This window comes from Sphingomonas soli NBRC 100801 (assembly GCF_001591025.1).
Classification (GTDB): domain Bacteria; phylum Pseudomonadota; class Alphaproteobacteria; order Sphingomonadales; family Sphingomonadaceae; genus Sphingomonas; species Sphingomonas soli.
In genome coordinates, this window is the sequence record NZ_BCTZ01000013.1 from 149,500 (window position 1) to 169,512 (window position 20,013).

Here is a 20,013-nt window from a genome sequence, read left to right on the forward strand (position 1 = left end):
TTGTCACCCGGTCAAGAGTCAATCCAGGCTGTCATCCTGCGCAGGGACATCTTCTGCGATCTCATTCCTCAATCGCGGCCCGAACTCCATGCGTCGGTTTAGTGTCTCGACAAACCGCTCCCAGCGTTCCCTGCCCATGGCCTGGGCCGCGGCAAGCGCGGTGTCCGGGAGCGGCGGATTGTTGATGAGCCAGAACCTCACGAATTGTGCCAGCGCTTCGTTGCCAAGCTCGACGTTCCAGGCGAGGCGATCGGCCTGGCGAGATAGCCGGTCCAGCCGGCGACTCAGCACCGCCTCGAGATGTTCGCTGCTGTCCCCGGACAGGAAAGACGTGAGTGCCGTCTCGACCACCAGCGCCTGAGGCACGCGCTTGCGCGACGCATAGTCGGCGAGTTGCGCCGAGAGGTCGGGCGGGAGCCGGAAGGTATGCTTGATCCGAAGCGCGCTCATAGGTCGATTCCATCCTTGGGGTCCAACGACGCCTGACGCGCGGTGCCACGCATCCGGTCGGTGAGGCGGCGCGCCGCGGTCGCATCCTCGGTTGCGCCATCGTCGAATTCGAACTCGCCGGGCGGCGGCGCCGGCCGCGGCACGATGTCCTGCTCTTCCGGCAGTTCGGGCTCGCGGCGGACGCCGCCATTGGCGGGATCGTCATCGCCTTCCGTCGTCCCGGCAGCAGGCTGCCCGCGTTCCGGGATGGGCAGCGCGGACCAGTCGTTCTCGCGCGGGGCGCTAGACCCGCTTGGCGACGGCGGATCCATCACACGGGCGACCAACCGCTTATCGGCGAAATAGCGTACCTTCTGCGCGCGGATCGGATGGGTGCCCGCCGCCATCACGATCTCGTCATCGGGCGGAAGCTGCATGATCTCGCCCGGGGTCAGCAACGCGCGCGCGGTCTCGGTGCGCGAGACCATCAGATGGCCGAGCCAGGGCGACAGCCGGTGGCCGGCATAGTTCTTCATCGCCCGCATCTCGGTGGCGGTGCCCAGCGCGTCGGAGATCCGCTTGGCGGTTCGCTCATCGTTGGTCGCGAAGCTCACCCGGACATGGCAATTGTCTAGTATCGCATTGTTGGGGCCATAGGCCTTCTCGATCTGGTTGAGCGACTGGGCGATCAGGAACGCCTTGAGGCCATAGCCGGCCATGAAGGCGAGCGCGGACTCGAAGAAGTCGAGGCGGCCAAGCGCCGGGAACTCGTCGAGCATCAGCAGCACCTTGTGCCGTTTGGCACTGGGCCTCAGCTCCTCGGTCAGCCGCCGCCCGATCTGGTTGAGCAGGAGCCGGATCAGCGGCTTGGTGCGGCTGATATCGGACGGCGGGACGACCAAATAGAGCGTTGCCGGGCGATCAGCCTCGACCAGATCGGCGATCCGCCATTCGGATCGGCTGGTGACCTGCGCGATCACGGGATCCCGGTACAGGCCGAGAAACGACATGGCGGTCGAGAGCACGCCCGACCGCTCATTCTCGGACTTGTTGAGCAACTCGCGAGCCGCGGACGCGACCACCGGATGGACCCCGGCGTCGCCCAGGTGCCGCGTCGACATCATCGCCGCCAGCGTCGCTTCGATCGGACGCCTCGGGTCGGACAGGAAGGCCGCCACGCCGGCAAGCGTCTTGTCGGGCTCGGCGTAGAGGACGTGGAGAATCGCGCCGACCAGCAGCGCATGACTGGTCTTTTCCCAATGGTTGCGCCGCTCGAGCGAGCCTTCGGGATCGACCAGAACATCGGCGACATTCTGGACGTCGCGGACCTCCCACTCGCCTTTGCGCACCTCGAGCAGCGGATTGTAGGCCGCCGATGCGGGATTGGTCGGGTCGAACAGCAGCACCCGCCCGATCCGCGCCCGAAAGCCAGCGGTCAGCGTCCAGTTCTCGCCCTTGATATCGTGGACGATCGCCGAGCCGCCCCAAGTCAGCAGCGACGGGATGACCAGACCCACGCCCTTGCCCGATCGCGTCGGCGCAAAGCACAGTACATGCTCGGGGCCGTCATGCCGCAGATAGGCTTGGTCGAGACGGCCGAGCACAACGCCATCGTCGCCGAGCAGCCCGGCACGCTCGACCTCTTTATGGGTAGCCCAGCGCGCCGAGCCATAGGTCTCGGCATGCTTGCGCTCGCGGGCGCGCCAGACCGACATGGTGATCGCGACCACGACCGCGGCTATCCCGCCCGACGCCGCGATATAGGCGCCCTGCACGAAGACATCCGGCGCATAGGCATCGTAGCTGAACCACCACCAGAAAAAGGCAGGCGGCGGATAGACTGGATAGCCTTCCAGCCGGAACCAGGGCGGCCCGAGCTCCGGCTGATATCCAAGTGCCTGGGCGGTCCATTGCGTCGCGCCCCAGACCGCGCCGAGCACGATCAGCAGCACGACCGTCACTTGCCCCCAGAGGATCTTCGAGGATTGCATGGGGTCTGCCTTTCTAGATGCCGTGGCCGCGGCTGCGGCCGAAGGTCCAGTCGATCCCGCCGCCGGCTGCCATGGTGCCGGTGACGCTTGCCCCCAGCTGCCGGTCGAGCGCCGGGCGCCACGGCACGAGCTGGAAGCCGAGGCCGTCGTCGATCATCGCAAAGCGGCCCGAGGCGAGCGTGACGCGCTCGCGATAGGTGCCGGCGATCGTCGAGCCGGGTGCCGTCTCGTAGGGTGTCAGTCCGGTGCGCGCGGCGATGCGAGCGGACGCCTCACGCAGGTCGGCCGAACGCAGCGTATCGATCAGATTGGGGGCAAGGATGACGCGCTTGCCGTTCCGGGTCGCCAGGCCCTCGGCCACGAGATGATCCTCGCGTGCGCGCATCGCGTCGCGAACCTCGGCGCCGAACCCCTGGCTGGCCGGCGCGAAATCGCGCGCCAGCAGCTGGCGGTCGAGCCAGGTCGCCCCGCGCGCGGTGACCTGGCTTTGGAGTGGCAGATCGCTGCGCACCGCCAGCGCGCTGCGCTGGACGCCACCCCTGTCCTGCCAGCTGCGCAGCTCGACGATCGCGCCGGCCGCGGCATCGCCGGTCAGCTCGAGGTCGCCGAGCCGCAGGTGATGGTGACGTCCATCGATTCCGTCGACGATCGCATAAGCGGTGCCGGTCAGCTCGTCCTGGAGCCCGCGCGCGACAAGGCGCCCGACCAGCGGCTCCGCGGCGCCGGGAGGGTGAATGGCGAGCCGGCTTTCCTGGATGGCATGGCCGCCCTCCCGCATCGCGCGGTGCATCGTCTTGATGATGTCGCCGCGATCGCCAAGCTCGCGAAGCCGCGGTTCGATATTTGGCTTGAGCCTCCAGCAGGCCGGACCTGCCGGTGTCGCGAGCCCGAGCCGCTCGAGCTTCTGGGCGCGGCCGGTCAGCAGAAGCGACCGGCGATCGGGCGTCGAGCTCGCTCCGGGCCGGAGATCCACCACGCCGTCCTCGCCGGCGCGCGATCGCAGCCCCTTGTCGAGGCTGGTCCACCGGTCGGCCTCGACTTCCCGGGCTAGCGCGTGCTGGATCTCGCGCTCGCTGCGCGGTCCGAGTTCCAGGGTGACGCGGGCCTCGGCGCGGTCGCGCAGCCCATGGGCCATATAGCCGCGGTCGATGACGAGATCAGCGCCGTCTTCGGCGACCCCGCGGACCAGGATATGGACGTGGGGATTGTCGGTGTTCCAGTGATCGACCGCGACCCAGTCGAGCCGCGGGCCGAGGTCTTTCGACATGTCGCCCATCAGTTCGCGGGTGAAGGTCCTGAGATCGGCGAGCTCGCCGGCATCTTCGGGCGAGACGATGAAGCGGAAATGATGCCGGTCGTCCGCGCACCGCCCGGCGAACGCGTCGCCGCTTGCCCGGTCGGATCCGGCATCGAACATGGACGCATCGCGCCCGTCGCGAGTCACGCCGTCGCGCTCGAGATAGGCAATGTGACGCGCGAGCGGCGCGGCGCGAAAGCGCGGACCCGAATGGCGGACGATCCGGGCTTTGACGATGACCCGCCGCGATGCCGCGGAATGCCGCCCGGCGAGCGCGGCGCCGCGTCCCCGCCCCAGCCGCCCGGTGCCGCCACCGCGCCGGGTCGGCCGGCGCGCGAAGCCGGCGCGCGCTGCGGCACGCTTGACCTGCGCGGCCAGGCTGAGCGGCCGGACGCTTCCCGACCCCCGGCTTTTGCCCTTTCCGGGTCGGACCTGGAAGTCGTCGTCGCCCGCGGTCATTGGCGTGCTCCCGGTGACGCTGCCAGCGCACGAAGTGTTGATTTTCCAAGATAAAATGGGGCAGGCGACGGCAGGGTGTGGGGACAGACGGCGCAAATTCCACAATCGGAACAACCACATGCGCCCAGGCCGACGGCGGCGCTTTTATCTCGCCATCCCCTATGTCCTCCTTCCTGCACTCCCCCCAGCCTGTTTCCCGATGGCTGCTCCCAACGGCCACAAAGCGAGCGAAGGACGAGTTGAGCCATCATTTCGGAACGCCCGTCCGAGGCACGAACACGGAGTCCCGGGGAGGTCCGGACGGGCGTGAGTCGGTTGCTGTTTGCGGTTCGGAAGACGAAGATTCGAGCGGCTCCGCAGCCTCCCCGGCTGGACTTTCGGGCGCGCGGACGAACAGGCCACCGCGCCGCCAGGCCTCGGGATCGGGACCAATTCGCCGCGTGATCGAAGCCCCGTCGGCCAACATCCGGCCCGACAAACGGGCGACATAAGCGACGGTCTCGGCGGGCAAGGGTCGGCCGGCCAGATAGGCTTCGTAGCGCCCCGGACCCGCATTATAGGCCGCCAGAAATCCCGGATCGCCATATCGGTCGAGCAGTTCGCGAAGGTAAGCAGTGCCTGCGAAAATATTGTCGCACGGGTCGAACGGATCGCTGCCGAGCGCGTAGCGCCGGCGCAGCTCCGCCCAGGTGCCGGGCATCAACTGCATCAGCCCCATCGCGCCCTTGGGGGACACGGCATAGACCACGCCGCCGCTCTCCACGGCGATGACTGCGCGGATCAGACTGTCCGGAATGACGAAGCGCTGAGACGCGCGTGCGATCGGTTCATCGAGCGCTATCGAGGGCAGGCACGGCACCGCGAGCAGGGCGGCATGCGCGCTCGCCATGGGCGGGTAGAGCCACGCCAGGGCGAGCGCGACGCCAACAATCCGATGTCCGATCGCACGGTCCATCACTGCTGCTCGCTCTCGCGGCGGCGTGACCCACGCTGCCAGAAGAGCAGATGCGGCTGGCCTTCGACCGCCGGCCGAAAGAGGTTTGCGCGCAGCGGGCGGGGAAAGACGGGATCGTCGATGACGATCGCGACATAGGGTCCGGCCTTCTCGCCGGTGCGCTTCCAGCCGGCGCCGACCTCGGGTCCCTCGCCATTATCGCCGACATGCACGCGATAGTCGGGCGCATTGCGGATATCGCTTCGGGTCGCCGGCACGATGGTCAGTGCCGCCCCGATCGCGAGGGTTTCGAGGCGCCCGGCAAAGCCGTCGCCGCGTTCGTTGAATTCACCGATATGGATCATGGGAGTCTCCTTGGGCCTTGAGTTCGGGGGAAGTTTCGCGCACGAGCGGCGCGCTCGCCGGGGCAGCTTCGCTGCCGCCGGGAAGCCAGAGCGGCGTGAGCACCGCGACGATTCCGCGGGCGGGCACCGGACCGAAATAGCGTCCGTCAAAGCTGCCGGCGGAGGCGGGATTGAGCAGCAGGACTTCGCCGGAGCGCAGCGTCCGGCAGCCGTTCCACGACGGCAGCGGGCGGCCGAGGCGATCGCGCGGTCGGGCCTTGGCGACTGCCAGGCCGTCGATCGTGACGACGAGGCCGGAGCGGCAGACGGTCTGCCCGGCCACGGCCATGACATGCTTGAGCATGGGCACGCGCAGCGGCAGATAGCCGCGCTCCGCCATCAAGCGGGCGACGGTTGCTGGCGCATGCGCCGCGACCAGGTCGCCACGTTTCACGCCTGTTGCCGGGCGCGCCGCATAGAGGCCGACCGGCACGCTGGCGCTGGCGTTCCAGACGAGGCGCGGCACCGGGCGAATGACGGCCGGGAGGATCACCGCGCCGATCGCGCAATAGCCGGTGAGCAGGATGCCGGCCCGCTTCATGCCCCGATCTCGCGGCGCAGGAGCCAGGCGCGATGGCGCGCCAGCGAATAGGCGCGCGGGCGAAACCCGGCGATCAGCCGGTTATGCGCATGGCGCCAATAGTCCGGTGCGACCGCGCCGGGATCGACCCCCAGAGTCTCGATCCCGTCGATCAGTTCGAGGCAGGCGCGGACCTTCGGCCAGCCGCCAAGATGGAGCAAAAGCTCGCCGCCCGGCGCGACGCATGGGAGCGTCGTATAGGCTTCGCCGGGCGCGACCGTGCGCACGATATCGAGGCGGGAGAGGATGGTGCCATAGTCGTTCGATGCCCAGCGAACGAAGGCAAAGACGCTGTTCGCGGCGAAGGAAAGCAGGCGCCGCCGCCGGTCGAGGATTTGATCGAGCAGCGGCGTGCCGAAAAGGATCCAGCGCTCGGTTGCTTGCTCGACCCAGGTCAGTTCGACCGTGGTTATCCCCGTAAAGGGATAGGCCTGGCCGCGAACGGGGACAGCCGGATCGGCGCCGGACGAGGCGATGGCGGCGCTCATCGCCGCACCGGACCCTTGCGATCGAGAATGCTCGGATCGATGCGCTTGGCGGGATGGACGGTGCCGGTCCCGCTGTCCGAGGTCGAGCGGCGGACGCCCTGGTCCGCCCAGCTGATGAGGTCGTCGACCGCATAGACGATGCGCCCGCCAAGCTTGCGATAGACGGGCCCGGTTCCATAGCAACGATGCTTCTCGAGCGTGCGCGCCGACAGACCCAGCAACAGGGCGGCATCGGGCGTCCTGAGCAGCCGCTGGGTGGTCTCACCTGTCATCAAAACTCTCCGGGCGTTGGCCCGGCAAGCGCGGCGGGCCCATTCCAATCACGGGCCTCCAATGGCGGCAGATGGCGGGGCGAAGGGAGCGGCTGAAACCGCACCCCGACAAATGTCGCCCCTAGCCGATCAGCATGTCCCGATAGGCCGAGGCGGCGAGGCCATGGGCCTCGTCGACAAGGCGCTGGACGCGGCGGCGCTCGCTCGTCGCCTTCCATGCGATTGCGTCGGTGCCGGCGAGCCAGGGATAGACGATCTGCGTCCCGATCGCGCGATTGGTGGCGCCGCCAAGCGAGGCGTCGAGCACGCGCAGCAGCAACGCGAGGCGCTGTCGCTGCAAGGCGCTGGGCCGCATGACGCGCACCGTTTCGGCCATGCGCAATCCCGCGAGCATGCGCCGCGCCGCATCGCAGGCAGCGGTGGCGAGCGCGTTGCCGAGCGGCGGCAGGAGGATCGCGAGCGCCCCGCGATCGGCTTCCCGAACCTCAAAGCGATGCCGCGTGCCGGCGATGTCGAAGACGAGATGGCGCATGCCGGCAACCGCGAATTCCGCGGTCGCCGATATGCCGGGCAGCGGCGCCGCGCCGCTGAACCGGGCAGGCGCCGCGACCAGCGGGACGATCTGCGACGCGCAGTCCGCGCGCCAGATCGCAGGTGCGGCACGCACCGCGCGATCGGGGTCGAACAAGCGGATCAGCCCCCAGCGGCGGGCCTCGGCCAGCGCCTCGTGCCCTGCCAGATCCCGATGAGAGGCGCGCCAGGCAGCGCGATACGCCGCGTTTCGCCGCAGATATTCCTGCGCGAAATCGGCGCGGTCGTGCTTCGCAAGGCCGGAGGCGGCATAGGCCGGCAAGGGCGAGCGAATGGCGACGGTATCAGCTCCGGCTCGGGACTATTCCCGCCGCCAGAGCGCCACTTCACGTCCACGCTTCGAAGTCCCCGCGGCGCAGGATCGCTGCGCCCGCATGGGGACAAGCCAATCCAAAGAAGCGCGTTGAAAAGGACATGCGAAAGGCGCCCCGCCGTTTCCGGCGGAGCGCCTTGGCCTCGATCAGTCGTTGCTGGAGCGCCGCGGGCGCGACCAGATGAGGCTCGAAGTGTCGCCGCCCTCGTCGTCGAAAAGGTTCGCGAAGATGGGCTGGGCGAAGCTGGGATCGTCGAGCTTGACCGAGAGGTAGGGTCGCTGCTCGGCCGAGGTCTTGGCCCAGGCGGCGCCGATTTCCGCGCGGCCGACATAGACCCGGTGGGTGGGCGCATTGTCGTTGGTGCTGGCGGGTTCCGGAACGATCCGGACGCCTTTGGCCTGGACGCTCAGGGTCACGATCGAGCCCTGATATTCCTCGCCGACTTTCTTGAAGCTGCCGATGTTCGCCATTGTCTTAATCCTCAATTCCTCAAGACCGCCCCATGCGGCCTCGATGGCGTCGAAAGGACGGGTGCGAATGACGCCGCAGCTTTGCCCGCAGCGCAGCGGAGGACTGCCCAGCCGGGCTTTCTTGCCTCGCGAGGAATGGGCGCAGCCCAGGGGAAGAAAGTTTGGTTGGGCAGTTGCGGCTAGTCAGGCGAGGCGAAGCCGGTATCCGTCCATACAGCCATCAACGAGGCCTCAGGGGCGGCTGGCAAGCCGAGGATGACACTTAGCGGGACCATCGCTTCAACTGCGTCGGCATGGCAGGTCAGGGCCAGGCGAACCCCGTTTCCAGGACAGGTCCGGACCTCCCTGGTCCGCCCGACCAACAATGCCGCCAGCCATCTCGGGAAGGCCTGGGCCGCACGCATCCGCGCCACGGGCCTAACCGCCAGGAAGCACCGGTTCGAGGATCTGCCGATGCCCCTCGTCCCCCGCCGTATCGTCCCTGCAGTGACGGGAAAGGCGATCCCTGCCGTCGGCAGTTCGCCTGGCAAGTGCTGCTACGATCGAGGCCGAGGCGTCCCGCCGGACCGCGGGCGCCGATCGTGCAATCTTACCGCGGAAGGGCGCGGCGTTGGACTCACATCGCCAATGTTCTATATTCGTTCCAGAGAATCGATACGGGATTTTTTGAAAGTGGCTAGCGTGACCAAGGCAGGCGAGGACGACAGGGCGCTCAGCGAAAGCGAGGCGGATTATTCCAAGCGATTGTTCGATGCCGTGCTTGATACCGTGATCAGCCTCAACGCGGTTCCGGGGACGGAAGGTGGTTATGTCAGCCCTGACATCGTCCGGATCGCGTTGACCGATGTGATGGTGGCGGTCGATTTCAATTGCGGGCTTGGCCGCGTGCCGAGCGCGCGCCGCAAGACCGGCGAATATATCGGATCGCGTTATGCGAGGCTGCTCAAGGACTTCATCGACAATCCGGAATGCGCATGGACACCGGCCATGCAGGTAAGCCGCGAGGGCACGCTGAACTAGCCTGACGTCGCGCGCCGTCAGCGCGCGAACGGATCATATTCGCGAACGATCAGCGACGGATCGCCGTCGAAGTCACGTTCTTCGGCAACGCCGAAATTGCTGCCTTCGATGCGGAACACGACGACGATGGTCATGAGGGTCCGTGCGAGGTTCCAGGCGTTCCTTTGTGCGAGGGTGAGCGGCATCTCGAAGCTCCTGTCCGGGAGCGGGGACCGCCCCCGCTCGACAGGCGCCCGAAGTGTCCGGCGCACGGCCGCAATCACCGCGAAGACGCAGGCGCAGCGGCCGCATGCGAAGCATAGCGGACCCTTTACGGGTTGATGGCGTCAGGCCGTGGGCCGGTCCAAGGAAGTGCCTCAAAGAGCGGGGGGCGGCTCCGCTGAGGCAGAGCAATTCAGCTCGGGCGTTCATACAAGGAACGGCTGGTTCTGGGCCGTAAACGGTCCGGCCGATATAGTTGATTGGGAACGGGAATGCAGACTTGCGAAGCGTAAGTGGCACGACAAGGGTCCCGCACGCGTTCTCACGAGGGGGATCATGCAGAATGCTTTACCGCCAAGAATGGGCATGATACCCGTTCTCGTCGGGAAGATCGGGCATCATACCCGTTCTATTGGGGATTTGCTGTGCGCTTCGTGCCGACGCCTGTTGCGTGCAAGCTGACGGGACTATCAACAGAGAAGCTACGTGAATGGACAAGCCGTCGCGCAATCGTGCCGGCAGATGTTCGCCCCAAGGGCAAGGGTACTGCTGCCAAATTCAGCTGGCAGTCGGTCCTGACGCTGCGCGTTGCCGTGCTGCTGCGCGACCAGTTCAATTTGGAACTCCAAGCGCACAAGACGTCCTTCGATGGCTTGCGGACGATGCTCGGCGAAAACTCCTTTCTTAGCCTATGGGGCAACCGGCTCGTCTTGCGGCCCGGAGGCGCTTGGTCCTTGGTGGACGCGGATAAATTGCCGGTAGTCGGCGACGCCATTGTGATCGTTCTCGACCCGCATCTGGTCGCGTTGCGCGATGGCTTCGCGCTACCGGACGCGAGCGACGGCCAGTTGGACCTATTCAGCCTTCCTGCCGTTCGTGGCGCGCGGCGCGGTTCCTCTTCTCCCGAAACGACAGCTAGGCGCCATTCGGCATGATCTGCTGTACCGCTCCCTTCGCGCGCGACCGGAATAGGCACTTTCCCATTCCGAATGTTCCTGATATGTTCTCATGCTGTCTCGCCCTTTGGAGCGTGTCGTGAGTTCGGACCATGTCACAAGCTGGCTTGAGAAACTCGGCTACGCGGCCGAGCCGAACTTGCTGCATATGGCGGACGGGGCAGTTCCCGACGCTCATCCTTATGGTCTCGAAATTCGCGCCCTGTTGAATGCCGAAGGTGCCATTCGTGCGCGCGCGGTTTTTGAGGTCGAAGGCGTCCCGACGGTCGTATTCGTCGGAAGCGACGACAAGCCGCTAACCGCTGCCGAGCTCGATCTGGCGCGCAAGAAGATTTGGAATCAGAACCTTGCGACGATAGTAATCGAAGTCATGGGCACGCAGGCGCTGGCCGTGCCAGCGCGCAAGCTCAAAAACGCCGGGGAACAGCTCACGCTCGATGAAGCGCGGCCCGATGGTCCGTTCTCCGCACTCGACGTCGCAACGGCAAACCTGTCGCGCCGCATGCCAGAATGGTTCGACGTCAAGGCCCGCGTCGATCGAAAGCTGCTCTACAACCTTTCAACGACGGTCAAGAAATTGACCGAGGCCGGGTTCGCAGACGCGGTCGATGCTCGAACGCGCAGGCGACTAGCAGAACTGCTCATGGGGCAGCTGCTCTTCATCTCGTATCTCGAGCATCGCGAAATCGTCGGCGAGACGTATCGCGACCGCCGTAAGGTCAGCCAGCTGCCTCTGCTCGTGGGCGCGGAGGACCGTCACGGCCTGCGGTCACTGATCGATAATCTGAGAGCCGACTTCAACGGCGACTTTCTCGGCGACGATCGCCACGACCCCTGGCAAGGCCTGAACGATACCGGCTTCGGGTTGCTCAACCAGTTCTTGCGGCGCACCGACATGGTGACCGGGCAGGGCGACTTCTGGAACTATGACTTCAGCTATATCCCGGTCGAACTCCTGTCGGGCCTCTACGAGAAATTCCTGACCCCGGAGGAACAGGCCAAGGAAGGCGCGTATTACACGCCGCGCAACTTGGCGATGCTCGCAGTCGATCAGGCGCTATTGCAGTCACCCGACCCGCTTTCGGAGACGATCTTCGACGGAGCCTGCGGTTCGGGCATCCTGCTCACCACGGCCTATCGACGCCTGCTGGCGCTCTGCGAAGCGCATAAGGGGAGCAAGCTCGGCTTTGCCGAACGCGGGGCGTTGCTCAAACGACAGATCTTTGGCGGCGACATCAACTTCATGGCTTGCCGCGTCACCGCGTTCAGCCTGTACCTCTCTCTGCTCGAGGGGCTCGACCCGGCCGACATCCTCGAAGCGCAGGAGCGTGACGGTACCAAGCTGCCGTCGCTCAAGGGCAGCAACCTGGCGCATGGCCGAGACCAAGCGGACTTCTTTAAGGCGGATCACCTCTTCGCCGACAAACGCTTCTCGTTGATCATCTCCAACCCGCCTTGGGCCGAGCCGGAAGGCGAGAGTCACACGACCGCCGACGATTGGGCCGCGCAAGCGAAGATGCCATTTGTGCGCCGCCAAATTGCCGGCGCTTATGCGCTGCGCGCCAGCGAATTTCTGGCGTCGGGCGGGCGCATTTGCCTGATCCTCCCGATCGGTCAGCTGCTTGGCGCGTCGAGCGCCGATTTCGTCGCCCAACTGCTCAAGCTCTATCGTCCCGAACGGTTGATCAATTTCGGCGACCTGCAGGGACTGTTGTTCCCGACCGCCGAGAATACCTGCCATGTCTTCCTAGGAAGCGTGCGAGATCTGGTCGCGCGGGACTATGTGCCGTCTGGCGAGACGTTCGAATATCTCGTTCCCAAAGCCGACCTGAGCCTGGCGCTGGGCCGCCTGACGATGCAGTCGGCCGACAGGCACCAGCTGCAGACCCGCTCGGTCGCCGAGGACCCGCAACTCCTCGTTACGATGATGTGGGGCGACAACAGCGACCTCGCAATCTGGTCAAGGCTGACCGTTCGCGGTACGTTCGGCGACCTCTGGAGCGGGCCGCGCAAGGCACGTCGCTGGACCAATCGCAAGGGCATTCACCTCCAGGACAAAAGCCGGGAGGCCGTGGATGCCGCACCCTTACGCAGGCACCGCTTCATCCCGATCGCAGCGCTGAGCGCCGGTTCGCCGGTCCTGCATCCCACGCTACTGACGGCTTGGCCTGCCAATTTCACGACCGTGGTCGGGCTTAGCGAGGAAGTGCAAGCCGTCTTCGACGGGCCGCGCGTCGTGTTTCCGGACGGGTTCTCGCGCGGCGAGCAGAATATTCGCGCGGTCTATTACGACAAGCCGGCGAGTTTCACCCACAGCGTGGGGGTTATTGCCGGCCCCAAGGAAGATGCCTCGCTCCTGAAATTTGCAGCGGTCTATCTGCGCTCCACACTGGCGCGATATTTCCTGATGATGCGCGGCTGGAAAATGCTGTGCGAGCGTAACAGCCTGCATCTGGCCGATGTCGAGCCGTTCCCTTTCTTTCCCCCTGAACACGCTCCAGATCCTGACGCCGCAGCCCAGGCGATCGTGCAGGTCGCCGCGAGCGTCGATGCGATTGCCGGGCTTGAGGAGATCGAGCAGCCAGCGCGCTATCAGGCGCTCCGCGACGACTTGGACGAAGCGATCTTCACGTATTTCGGACTTGAAGCTCAGGAACGGGCCCTGATTCGCGAGACCGTTACCTTGCTGATGCCGTCGATCCGACCGCGCAGCTTCAAAAGCCTAGACACACCGGCCCAGCACATCGTCGAGAAGCAGCAGCTCGGGATCTATGCTCGCGCGCTTGCAGAAGCGCTTAGCGAATGGCGCAAGCGGATGGGGGGGCGCGGCAGGTTCAAGGTTGAGGTAGCATCCAGCGATCCGTCGCGTGCCGGCCCATCCGGCATCATTCGGATCCTTTATGAAGACGTGATGCTGCACGGCGCAGAGTTCGCAACGCAAGTCAGCGATGAAGTCGTCTTGCAGACCCTCGATCAGCTTCGCCATGCTGGTCTGAGCGCCTTGCATAGCGGTGATTTTCTGACGTTGGTGCCGGATGCGCGTTTATGGGTGGACGGCACGCTATACCTTGTCCGGCCGCTCACGAAGCGGAGCTGGACCGTACGGCAGGCCCTGCGTGATGCCACACGGATCGTGCGGGACGTGCAGTCCATCGGCAATGCCGATAAGCCGATGGTTGTCGCATGAGCGCTGCGGCCGGATGGCTCACGGCATTCCCGATTCAACCGGCTTCCGCCGCGGTCGATGCCTTGATCGAAGGCTGGAAGGAGCTGAGCGCGCGAGAGTTGCCGCACTTTAACCACAAAACCCGAGAGGACATCCTCACCAAAACCCTGAAGATATATGTCGAAAACCATGTCGCTCCGCGCCATGGCCTACTCGGAATGTGGTCGGCAGAAGACGTAATCGGCGATGTGGATCCGGCTACGGGCGAGCGGGTCGAGGAACGGCGCACTGATATCGTCTACGGCTGGAATGACGCGACGCAGGGGCTCAAGCTGGTCTTCGAGTTCAAGCGCCTTGGGCGCCAAAAGAAGCACCGCGATCATTATCTACGGGACCGAGGACTCGGCCGGTTCGTTTCCGGGATCTATAGCCGCAAGCAGGCCGTCGCGGCGATGGTTGGTGTCCTATTAGATCCGGAGCCTGATGTCGTTCCACCGATCCGCAATGCGCTGAAGGACACCGTGCTCGGAACCGAATTGCGTTTAATTGCCACAGCGTCGGGCGAGCCGATTTCGAAGCCGTCGGCCCTGTTTCCTGCCGCCGATTTCGATACCGAGCACGTCCGAGATGCTGCGCTTGCCCCGACCCATGGGTCGATCCGCGTTTCGCACTTCTTTTTCGCGTTCGGTTATCCGACCTCCACGGTGAAGCCGAAAAAGCTTGCAGCGCCCAAAGTCTGAGACCCTGTGGATGCATCACATGCTGGTGTCTCGGCGCGAAGCGGGCGTCGAAGGCGCATATCCAACGGCAAGTTGTGTGCCCACGTTTGATCAGGCTGAATGATTGAAATTAGGGCGCCTCGTAGACCGGCAACTCGTGCCAAAACCAGCCCGGCGCCTCTTGGGCCGCTTGCTGACGGGCAGCTTCAAACAAATCCCCACCCGAAGCAGACGTATTTTCGTCACGATCGCGCGGCCCAGATCTACCTGAAATCGTCAGTGCAAAGGCCGCCAATGCGCCCCCGGGCGCGGCGGGCACCCGATGAGCGATTTCAGACAGTGCGAATGGTTCCGCCGTCGATAACGAACTCGGCTCCGTGGATCGCCGCGGCACGGTCGGCGGCGAGATAGGCGATAAGATCGGCCACCTCTTCGGGCTGGGCGCCGCGCCCGATCGATATTCCGCCCAGGGCATCGAGCACGGACTGGCGCGCGTCCTCGATGGTGCCGCCATGGGCTGCCTGGATCGTCCCGAGAAAGTCTCCCGCGGCCTCCGTCATGATCCAGCCGGGAGAGACGGCGTTGACGCGCACGCCCTTGGGACCGAGCTCTTTCGAGATCGACTTGCTGTAGGTTCTGAGCGCGGCCTTGGCGGCAGCATAGCCGGTGGTGGATTCGGGTAGCGGCAGGACGGACTGGATCGAGGTGACGTGCACCACGACGCCCGCACCCCGCTCAACCATCTGCGGGATCAAAAGGCGATCGAGGCGGACGGTCGCCAGCAGGTTGAGATTCAGTTCGGCAAGCCAGTGCGCGTCGGTCAGCGCGGCGAAGCCGCCGGCGGGCGAAGCCGAGCCCCCGACGACATGGGCAAGGATGTCGATGCCGCCCAGCCGTTCGATCGCGGCGCTGGCCAGCATTTCGCTGCCCTCGGCCGTGGCCAGGTCCGCCTGGACATAGTCGACGCCGTCGATGGTGTCCCGGATCGTCCGGGCGGCGGTGATGACCCGCGCGCCGCCAGCCAGGAAGCGCTCGACCGTGGCGCGGCCGAGACCCTTGGTACCGCCGCTGACGAACACGCGCTTGCCGTCGAACTCGGTAGGATCTGCCTTGATGCTCATAGCGTGACCTCCAGCGTCCGGATGGCGCCGTCCGCCAGCATGAAGCGATAAGTGAAGCGGAGCGGGCTGCCCGGAAAGTCGCCATGCGCTGGCCCTTCGACGATCACGTCGCCGCCTTCTTCCCGAACCGTGTCGGGCGTGAAGATCGCCTTTACCGGGATGACCTCCGTTTCCAACAAATGGCGGATCGCCGCCTTTCCGGCAAAGGGCTTGCCGTTGTCGATGAACACGGCGTCGGGATGGAAGGGCCTCAACATGCCGTCGATATCGAGACGGGCGTTTGCCTCGACATAATCGGCGATCGGCTTGGGTAGATTCAGGGACATGGTCATCTCCTCGATGGTCACGAGGCTGATTTAGCGATGGACTTTCCTCCTGATAATCGAGACAAATCGGCATAGCGTGTCACGGAAAGCGGGATAATGAATCGCCATTCGCTGATCGAGCTGGAAGCGGTGCTGGCCATCGTTCGGTGCGGCTCGTTCCGGGCGGCCGCGCTCGATCTTGGCCTGTCGACCACGGCGATCAGCAATGCGGTGGGCAAGCTGGAGCGGGAACTCGCCGTGCGATTGTTCAACCGCACTACGCGGAGCGTGTCGCTCACCCATGCCGGGCGCATTTTCGTCGCCCAGATCAAGCCGGCGCTGGAAGACATTCAAAAGGCGATGAATACGGCGCGCTCGCAGCAGGAGACGCCGTCCGGCACCTTGCGGATCAACGCTTTCGCGACGGCGGCGCGCGAGATCATGGCGCCCCTCGTCCTGACCTATCTGCAACGCTATCCGCAGGTGCATATCGACCTCGTCACCGAGGGACGGCTGGTCGATGTCGTGGCGGCGGGCTTTGATCTGGGTATCCGCAGCGCGGACCTGGTGCCGAGCGACGCAATCGCAATTCCGCTTGGTCAGGCGCAACGCATGGCGGTCGCCGCATCCCCGACCTTTTTCAAAAGCAGGCCCATCCCCCGGATGCCACAGGACCTGCTCGCCTATCCCTGTCTTCGCGTCCGGCTTCCCAACGGGGCGCTGTTCCGATGGCGGTTCGAGAAAGACGGCGGGGAATTGCAGATCGACGTCGAGGGACCGATAACCCTCGACGAAGCATCCTTGGCCCGGATCGCGGCAACGAACGGCGTGGGGATCGGTTATTTCATGGAAGCCGATGTGCGTGAGGACATGGCGGTTGGGCGGCTGGTCCGCATCCTTGAGGACTGGACGCCGCCGCTCGCGCCGCTCTGCCTCTATTATTCGAACCGTCGCAATCCCTCGGCGGCCTTCCAGGCGTTCATCGCGCTCGCCCGCGACTTTGCCGCCGGACGGCTGGCACAGCCGTGACCTGACCGATCTCGCCCGGTTCGCCCGATAGCGGGGGAACCGGGCACATCAGATTGCCGTTCAGTGGGCGAATTCCGCCGGTGCGAAGTCGCCCGGCAGCAGGGCAATTCGGCTCAGCGAGGAGGCGACGGCCGTCTCCCGCTGGTTAGGGCCGATGGCGACGCCTTCGGCGACCACGAACTCGGGCTGGGTGATGCCGATGAAGCCCAGCATCGCGCGCAGATGCGTTTCGGCATGTTCCATCGCGGCCGCGGGACCATCGGCATAGTGGCCGCCGCGTGCCAACGCGACGAGGACGCGCTTGCCACCCGCCAGGCCTTCGACGCCTCTCTCGCTGTAGCGGAAGGTCTTGCCCGAGACGAGGATGTGGTCGAACCAGCCCTTGAGCTGGGTCGGGATTCCGAAATTGTACATCGCGGCCCCGATCACCACGATGTCGGCGGCAAGAAACGCGTCGAGCGTGGCCGTTGCCTCGGGCGTGGCGAAGCCGGGCAGCGTGAGATGGGGCAGCGGCTGTGCGCCGAGATCGCGGTAGGACAGCTCAAGCGCGCCGTGCGACCGGCGCAGTTGCTCGACAATGGCGGCGGACAAGGTGCGGCTGACGGAAGCGTCGCCTTGGATCGATGAATCGAGATGAAGTAGGTGCATCGGGCCTGTTCCCTTCTGACGTGACCCACACCACGTAGAGTGCCCGTTTGGACCGCCAAGAACGCATATTTTCGAGACCTAGTCACATGGATATGACCGCTTCCACCGCCCATAATCCCGCTCGCTGCCAGGACGTGGCGCGCCATCTGGGATGGATCGGGGATCGATGGACATTGCCGGTCGTGGTCGTGCTCGCGTCGGGGACGCTGCGCTTCAACGGGCTGCGCCGGGCGGTGGCGGGGATATCGCAACAGATGCTGACCCGCACGCTGCGCCGCCTCGAGCGCGACGGCGTGGTGACCCGGACGGTGCACCCCACCGTGCCGCCGATGGTCGAATATGCGCTCACCCCGCTGGGGCATTCGCTGGCCGACCTCGGCAAGGATCTGGGCTGCTGGGTCGTGGATCACGAACAGGCGATCCAGGCCAGCCAGGCCGCGTTCGACGCCCGGGACACCACGGACTAGGGTCTGCGCGTTGGATCTGCCGGAGTGGCGCGACAATGGCCCGGGCAGATCTCCCCGGGCCATGCACGCTTGGGGGTCAGTTGCTTACCGCGACGTTGAGGGTAACCTCGATGTTGCCGCGCACCGCGTGCGAATAGGGGCAGATCGTGTCCGCCTCTGCCACCAGCGCCTCGGCGTCGCCCGCGTCGAGACCGGGAAGTGAGATATCGAGCGTCACGGCGAGCCCGAACCCCTTGTCCGAGCGCGGCCCGATGCCGACCGTCGCGCTGACGCTGGCATTGGCGGGCAAGCGCGCATGCTTGCCCTGGGTGCCAACGAATTTCAGCGCGCCGAGGAAACAGGCGGCATAGCCGGCAGCGAACAGCTGTTCCGGGTTGTTGCCCTGGCCGTTGCCGCCCAGTTCCTTCGGCGTGGCGAGCGCCACTTCTAAGGCGCCATCGTCGGTCCGCGCCTTGCCATCGCGGCCGCCGGTTGCGGTGGCGCGGGTCGAATAGAGAATCTTGGTCATGTCGGTCTTCCTTTCCGGGGGGGATCAGCGGACAAAGCTGCTGCGCAGGCGGGCGGCGCCCTGGGCAATGGCAGCGCGGGCCGGTTCGCTACCGGCCAGCGCGTTGAGCATCACGAAGTCGTGGATCGTTCCGTTGTAGCGGGTCACGGCGACCGGCACGCCGGCTTCGATCAGGCGGCGGCCATAGGCCTCGCCCTCATCGCGCAGCAGGTCGTTCTCGGCGACGATGATGGTCGCCTCCGGCAGACCGGCAAGCTGGTCGAGCGAGGCGCGCAGCGGGAAGGCAAGCACGTCCTTGCGGCGCTCGGCCGGGTAGTTCGCCGCCAGGAAATAGTCCATCGCCCGGCGGGTCAGGAACGGTCCGTTGCCGAACGCGCGGTAGGATGCATTGTCCGACACGTCGGCGGTCACCGGGTAGAAGAGCAGCTGATGGCCGATCTTCGGGCCGGCGCGGTCCTTGGCCATCATCGTCACGGCGATCGCCATGTTGCCGCCGGCGCTGTCGCCCGCCACGGCGAGCCGCGACGCATCGATGCCGAGCGCGGCGCCATTCGCCGCGACATAGTCGAGCGCGGAATAGGCCTGTTCGTTGTTGACTGGATAGCGGACTTTCGGCGCATTATCATATTCGACGAACACCACAGCAGCGCGCGCCTGCACCGCCAGTTCGCGAATCAGGTGATCATGCGTATTGCGATCGCCCATCACCCAGCCGCCGCCGTGATAGTAGAGGACCGCGGGCAGCGCGCCCGAAGCATCCGCCGGGCGGACGATGCGGACGCGGACCTGCCCGGTGGGGCCGATCTTCCACACCAGATCCTGCGTGGTCGTCGCGGCGGACGCCGCGACCTTGTCCGCCTGAACGCTCGCCAGCACGGCGCGGGCGTCGGCATAGGGCAGTTCGTAGATCGGCTTTCCGGCGGCAGCGGCCTTGGCGAAGGCGTTGGCAGACGGCTCAAGCGTCTGTGCCGAGGCGGGGACCGAGGAAAGGGCCAGCAATGCAGTCGAAGCGAGAGCAGCGAGGCGAGGCATGGTGCGCATGATCAATATCCCTTGTTAAAATCGTGCACGATTCAATCGTGCGCGACCTAAATAGCCGCGCCATCCGCGCTGTCAACCCTTGCGATTAAATCGTGTGCGATTTATATTCGCCGCATGACCGATACTCCCCGTCCCGCCGATCAGGGCGATGCGCTCGACCAGTTCCTGTGCTTCTCGGTTTATGCAGCCGGGCTCGCGTTCAACCGCGTGTACAAGCCGCTGCTCGACCGGTTCGGCATCACCTATCCGCAATATCTCGCGCTGGTTGCGTTAAGGGACAGCAATGGCAGAACAGTCAGCGAGCTGGGCGGAAAGCTGCATCTGGAATCGAACACCCTTACCCCGCTCATCAAGCGGCTGGAGGCTGGCGGGCTTGTCACGCGGAATCGCGACAAGCAGGATGAACGCGTTGTCCGGGTGGCGCTGACCGACGCCGGCCGCACCGTGGTGGACGAAGCGCTCGGCTGTGTTCCGGCCGCCATTCTAGAGGCGACCGGCATGCAGCCCCAAGACCTGAAGGCGCTCAATGTCAGCCTGGCATCGCTGGGATCGGCGCTCAGAAACGGCGCTGCCGCCTCCGACGCGGACGGGCGGTAACCCGCC

At 65.6% G+C, this 20,013-nt stretch carries 23 protein-coding genes; 7 read left to right on the forward strand and 16 right to left on the reverse strand.

The features are described from left to right. Positions 1-18 precede the first annotated feature (18 nt). The 10 genes from SSO01S_RS10015 to SSO01S_RS10060 form a co-directional block, all read right to left on the reverse strand. Positions 19-450 (reverse strand): CopG family transcriptional regulator, encoded by a 432-nt coding sequence (locus SSO01S_RS10015; protein ID WP_066798542.1) that lies wholly within the window; start codon positions 448-450, stop codon positions 19-21. Continuing rightward, complete coding sequence (locus SSO01S_RS10020; RefSeq protein ID WP_066798543.1) at positions 447-2,420, reverse strand: conjugal transfer protein TraG; 1,974 nt, start codon at positions 2,418-2,420, stop codon at positions 447-449. The genes SSO01S_RS10015 and SSO01S_RS10020 overlap by 4 nt, the downstream gene beginning before the upstream one ends. Positions 2,421-2,433: 13 nt before the next feature. Beyond that, on the reverse strand, positions 2,434-4,176 hold the full coding sequence (locus SSO01S_RS10025; protein WP_066798544.1) for a relaxase/mobilization nuclease domain-containing protein: 1,743 nt from the start codon (positions 4,174-4,176) through the stop codon (positions 2,434-2,436). Between the two features lie 247 nt (positions 4,177-4,423). Further along, a complete protein-coding gene (locus SSO01S_RS10030) occupies positions 4,424-5,131 on the reverse strand; it encodes a lytic transglycosylase domain-containing protein (RefSeq protein WP_066798545.1) in 708 nt (235 codons plus the stop codon). Beyond that, positions 5,131-5,475, reverse strand: a complete 345-nt coding sequence (locus SSO01S_RS10035) for a DUF736 domain-containing protein (RefSeq protein WP_066798546.1) — start codon at positions 5,473-5,475, stop codon at positions 5,131-5,133. Before SSO01S_RS10035 ends, SSO01S_RS10030 begins: the two co-directional genes overlap by 1 nt. Beyond that, on the reverse strand, positions 5,459-6,055 hold the full coding sequence (locus SSO01S_RS10040; RefSeq protein ID WP_066798547.1) for a S26 family signal peptidase: 597 nt from the start codon (positions 6,053-6,055) through the stop codon (positions 5,459-5,461). Before SSO01S_RS10040 ends, SSO01S_RS10035 begins: the two co-directional genes overlap by 17 nt. After that, positions 6,052-6,582: a DUF2840 domain-containing protein gene (locus SSO01S_RS10045; RefSeq protein ID WP_083942958.1), complete on the reverse strand. Its 531-nt coding sequence runs from the start codon at positions 6,580-6,582 to the stop codon at positions 6,052-6,054. The genes SSO01S_RS10040 and SSO01S_RS10045 overlap by 4 nt, the downstream gene beginning before the upstream one ends. Further along, positions 6,579-6,854 (reverse strand): helix-turn-helix transcriptional regulator, encoded by a 276-nt coding sequence (locus SSO01S_RS10050; RefSeq protein ID WP_066798548.1) that lies wholly within the window; start codon positions 6,852-6,854, stop codon positions 6,579-6,581. Before SSO01S_RS10050 ends, SSO01S_RS10045 begins: the two co-directional genes overlap by 4 nt. Before the next feature lie 121 nt (positions 6,855-6,975). Then, the gene (locus SSO01S_RS10055) at positions 6,976-7,707 is read right to left on the reverse strand and encodes a DNA -binding domain-containing protein (RefSeq protein WP_066798549.1); all 732 of its coding nucleotides are present in this window, start codon (positions 7,705-7,707) and stop codon (positions 6,976-6,978) included. Positions 7,708-7,905: 198 nt separating this feature from the next. Next, a complete protein-coding gene (locus tag SSO01S_RS10060) occupies positions 7,906-8,229 on the reverse strand; it encodes a DUF736 domain-containing protein (protein ID WP_066798550.1) in 324 nt (107 codons plus the stop codon). Between the two features lie 672 nt (positions 8,230-8,901). Between SSO01S_RS10060 and SSO01S_RS10070 the strand changes: the two genes are divergently transcribed. Continuing rightward, positions 8,902-9,249, forward strand: a complete 348-nt coding sequence (locus SSO01S_RS10070) for a hypothetical protein (RefSeq protein WP_157073723.1) — start codon at positions 8,902-8,904, stop codon at positions 9,247-9,249. A gap of 17 nt (positions 9,250-9,266) precedes the next feature. Here the strand turns inward: SSO01S_RS10070 and SSO01S_RS17750 are convergent, their stop codons facing one another. Then, entirely contained in the window at positions 9,267-9,434 is a 168-nt protein-coding gene (locus tag SSO01S_RS17750; protein ID WP_169798347.1) for a hypothetical protein, read from the reverse strand. A gap of 441 nt (positions 9,435-9,875) precedes the next feature. Between SSO01S_RS17750 and SSO01S_RS10075 the strand changes: the two genes are divergently transcribed. From SSO01S_RS10075 to SSO01S_RS10085, 3 genes are all read left to right on the forward strand, one after another. Then, a complete protein-coding gene (locus tag SSO01S_RS10075; protein ID WP_066798553.1) occupies positions 9,876-10,385 on the forward strand; it encodes a MerR family transcriptional regulator in 510 nt (169 codons plus the stop codon). A 100-nt stretch (positions 10,386-10,485) separates the two neighbouring features. Next, positions 10,486-13,593, forward strand: coding sequence for an N-6 DNA methylase (locus SSO01S_RS10080; RefSeq protein ID WP_218000360.1), 3,108 nt, complete (start codon positions 10,486-10,488; stop codon positions 13,591-13,593). Beyond that, the gene (locus SSO01S_RS10085) at positions 13,590-14,312 is read left to right on the forward strand and encodes a Fis family transcriptional regulator (protein ID WP_066798555.1); all 723 of its coding nucleotides are present in this window, start codon (positions 13,590-13,592) and stop codon (positions 14,310-14,312) included. The genes SSO01S_RS10080 and SSO01S_RS10085 overlap by 4 nt, the downstream gene beginning before the upstream one ends. 311 nt (positions 14,313-14,623) lie before the next feature. Here SSO01S_RS10085 and SSO01S_RS10090 read toward each other — a convergent pair whose 3' ends face one another. Both SSO01S_RS10090 and SSO01S_RS10095 read right to left on the reverse strand, forming a co-directional pair. Then, entirely contained in the window at positions 14,624-15,412 is a 789-nt protein-coding gene (locus SSO01S_RS10090; protein ID WP_066798556.1) for an SDR family oxidoreductase, read from the reverse strand. Further along, positions 15,409-15,738 (reverse strand): nuclear transport factor 2 family protein, encoded by a 330-nt coding sequence (locus tag SSO01S_RS10095; protein WP_066798670.1) that lies wholly within the window; start codon positions 15,736-15,738, stop codon positions 15,409-15,411. The genes SSO01S_RS10090 and SSO01S_RS10095 overlap by 4 nt, the downstream gene beginning before the upstream one ends. A gap of 96 nt (positions 15,739-15,834) precedes the next feature. Between SSO01S_RS10095 and SSO01S_RS10100 the strand changes: the two genes are divergently transcribed. Continuing rightward, a complete protein-coding gene (locus SSO01S_RS10100; RefSeq protein WP_066798557.1) occupies positions 15,835-16,746 on the forward strand; it encodes a LysR family transcriptional regulator in 912 nt (303 codons plus the stop codon). A 60-nt stretch (positions 16,747-16,806) separates the two neighbouring features. Here the strand turns inward: SSO01S_RS10100 and SSO01S_RS10105 are convergent, their stop codons facing one another. Beyond that, the gene (locus SSO01S_RS10105; RefSeq protein WP_066798558.1) at positions 16,807-17,394 is read right to left on the reverse strand and encodes an FMN-dependent NADH-azoreductase; all 588 of its coding nucleotides are present in this window, start codon (positions 17,392-17,394) and stop codon (positions 16,807-16,809) included. 86 nt (positions 17,395-17,480) lie between these two features. Between SSO01S_RS10105 and SSO01S_RS10110 the strand changes: the two genes are divergently transcribed. Beyond that, positions 17,481-17,861 carry a winged helix-turn-helix transcriptional regulator gene (locus SSO01S_RS10110; RefSeq protein WP_066798559.1) on the forward strand — a complete coding sequence of 127 codons (381 nt, stop codon included), beginning with the start codon at positions 17,481-17,483 and terminating at the stop codon, positions 17,859-17,861. Positions 17,862-17,937: 76 nt separating this feature from the next. Here the strand turns inward: SSO01S_RS10110 and SSO01S_RS17785 are convergent, their stop codons facing one another. Then, positions 17,938-18,369, reverse strand: a complete 432-nt coding sequence (locus SSO01S_RS17785) for an organic hydroperoxide resistance protein (protein ID WP_066798560.1) — start codon at positions 18,367-18,369, stop codon at positions 17,938-17,940. 24 nt (positions 18,370-18,393) lie between these two features. After that, the gene (locus SSO01S_RS10120; protein ID WP_066798561.1) at positions 18,394-19,410 is read right to left on the reverse strand and encodes an alpha/beta hydrolase; all 1,017 of its coding nucleotides are present in this window, start codon (positions 19,408-19,410) and stop codon (positions 18,394-18,396) included. A gap of 114 nt (positions 19,411-19,524) precedes the next feature. Here SSO01S_RS10120 and SSO01S_RS10125 point away from each other — a divergent pair, with 114 nt between their 5' ends. Continuing rightward, positions 19,525-20,007, forward strand: a complete 483-nt coding sequence (locus SSO01S_RS10125) for a MarR family winged helix-turn-helix transcriptional regulator (protein WP_066798562.1) — start codon at positions 19,525-19,527, stop codon at positions 20,005-20,007. Positions 20,008-20,013 lie beyond the last annotated feature (6 nt).

Excerpts from the sequence above, each read along its gene's own strand:
- SSO01S_RS10035 (WP_066798546.1), bottom strand. The coding sequence starts at position 5,475 with ATGATCCATATCGGTGAATTCAACGAACGCGGCGACGGCTTTGCCGGG.
- SSO01S_RS10050 (WP_066798548.1), bottom strand. The coding sequence starts at position 6,854 with ATGACAGGTGAGACCACCCAGCGGCTGCTCAGGACGCCCGATGCCGCC.
- SSO01S_RS10125 (WP_066798562.1), top strand. The coding sequence starts at position 19,525 with ATGACCGATACTCCCCGTCCCGCCGATCAGGGCGATGCGCTCGACCAG.
- SSO01S_RS10040 (WP_066798547.1), bottom strand. The coding sequence starts at position 6,055 with ATGAAGCGGGCCGGCATCCTGCTCACCGGCTATTGCGCGATCGGCGCG.
- SSO01S_RS10060 (WP_066798550.1), bottom strand. The coding sequence starts at position 8,229 with ATGGCGAACATCGGCAGCTTCAAGAAAGTCGGCGAGGAATATCAGGGC.
- SSO01S_RS10095 (WP_066798670.1), bottom strand. The coding sequence starts at position 15,738 with ATGTCCCTGAATCTACCCAAGCCGATCGCCGATTATGTCGAGGCAAAC.
- SSO01S_RS10105 (WP_066798558.1), bottom strand. The coding sequence starts at position 17,394 with ATGCACCTACTTCATCTCGATTCATCGATCCAAGGCGACGCTTCCGTC.
- SSO01S_RS10100 (WP_066798557.1), top strand. The coding sequence starts at position 15,835 with ATGAATCGCCATTCGCTGATCGAGCTGGAAGCGGTGCTGGCCATCGTT.
- SSO01S_RS10110 (WP_066798559.1), top strand. The coding sequence starts at position 17,481 with ATGGATATGACCGCTTCCACCGCCCATAATCCCGCTCGCTGCCAGGAC.
- SSO01S_RS10090 (WP_066798556.1), bottom strand. The coding sequence starts at position 15,412 with ATGAGCATCAAGGCAGATCCTACCGAGTTCGACGGCAAGCGCGTGTTC.
- SSO01S_RS17785 (WP_066798560.1), bottom strand. The coding sequence starts at position 18,369 with ATGACCAAGATTCTCTATTCGACCCGCGCCACCGCAACCGGCGGCCGC.
- SSO01S_RS10120 (WP_066798561.1), bottom strand. The coding sequence starts at position 19,410 with ATGCGCACCATGCCTCGCCTCGCTGCTCTCGCTTCGACTGCATTGCTG.
- SSO01S_RS10025 (WP_066798544.1), bottom strand. The coding sequence starts at position 4,176 with ATGACCGCGGGCGACGACGACTTCCAGGTCCGACCCGGAAAGGGCAAA.
- SSO01S_RS10045 (WP_083942958.1), bottom strand. The coding sequence starts at position 6,582 with ATGAGCGCCGCCATCGCCTCGTCCGGCGCCGATCCGGCTGTCCCCGTT.
- SSO01S_RS10015 (WP_066798542.1), bottom strand. The coding sequence starts at position 450 with ATGAGCGCGCTTCGGATCAAGCATACCTTCCGGCTCCCGCCCGACCTC.
- SSO01S_RS10085 (WP_066798555.1), top strand. The coding sequence starts at position 13,590 with ATGAGCGCTGCGGCCGGATGGCTCACGGCATTCCCGATTCAACCGGCT.
- SSO01S_RS10020 (WP_066798543.1), bottom strand. The coding sequence starts at position 2,420 with ATGCAATCCTCGAAGATCCTCTGGGGGCAAGTGACGGTCGTGCTGCTG.
- SSO01S_RS17750 (WP_169798347.1), bottom strand. The coding sequence starts at position 9,434 with ATGCCGCTCACCCTCGCACAAAGGAACGCCTGGAACCTCGCACGGACC.
- SSO01S_RS10030 (WP_066798545.1), bottom strand. The coding sequence starts at position 5,131 with ATGGACCGTGCGATCGGACATCGGATTGTTGGCGTCGCGCTCGCCCTG.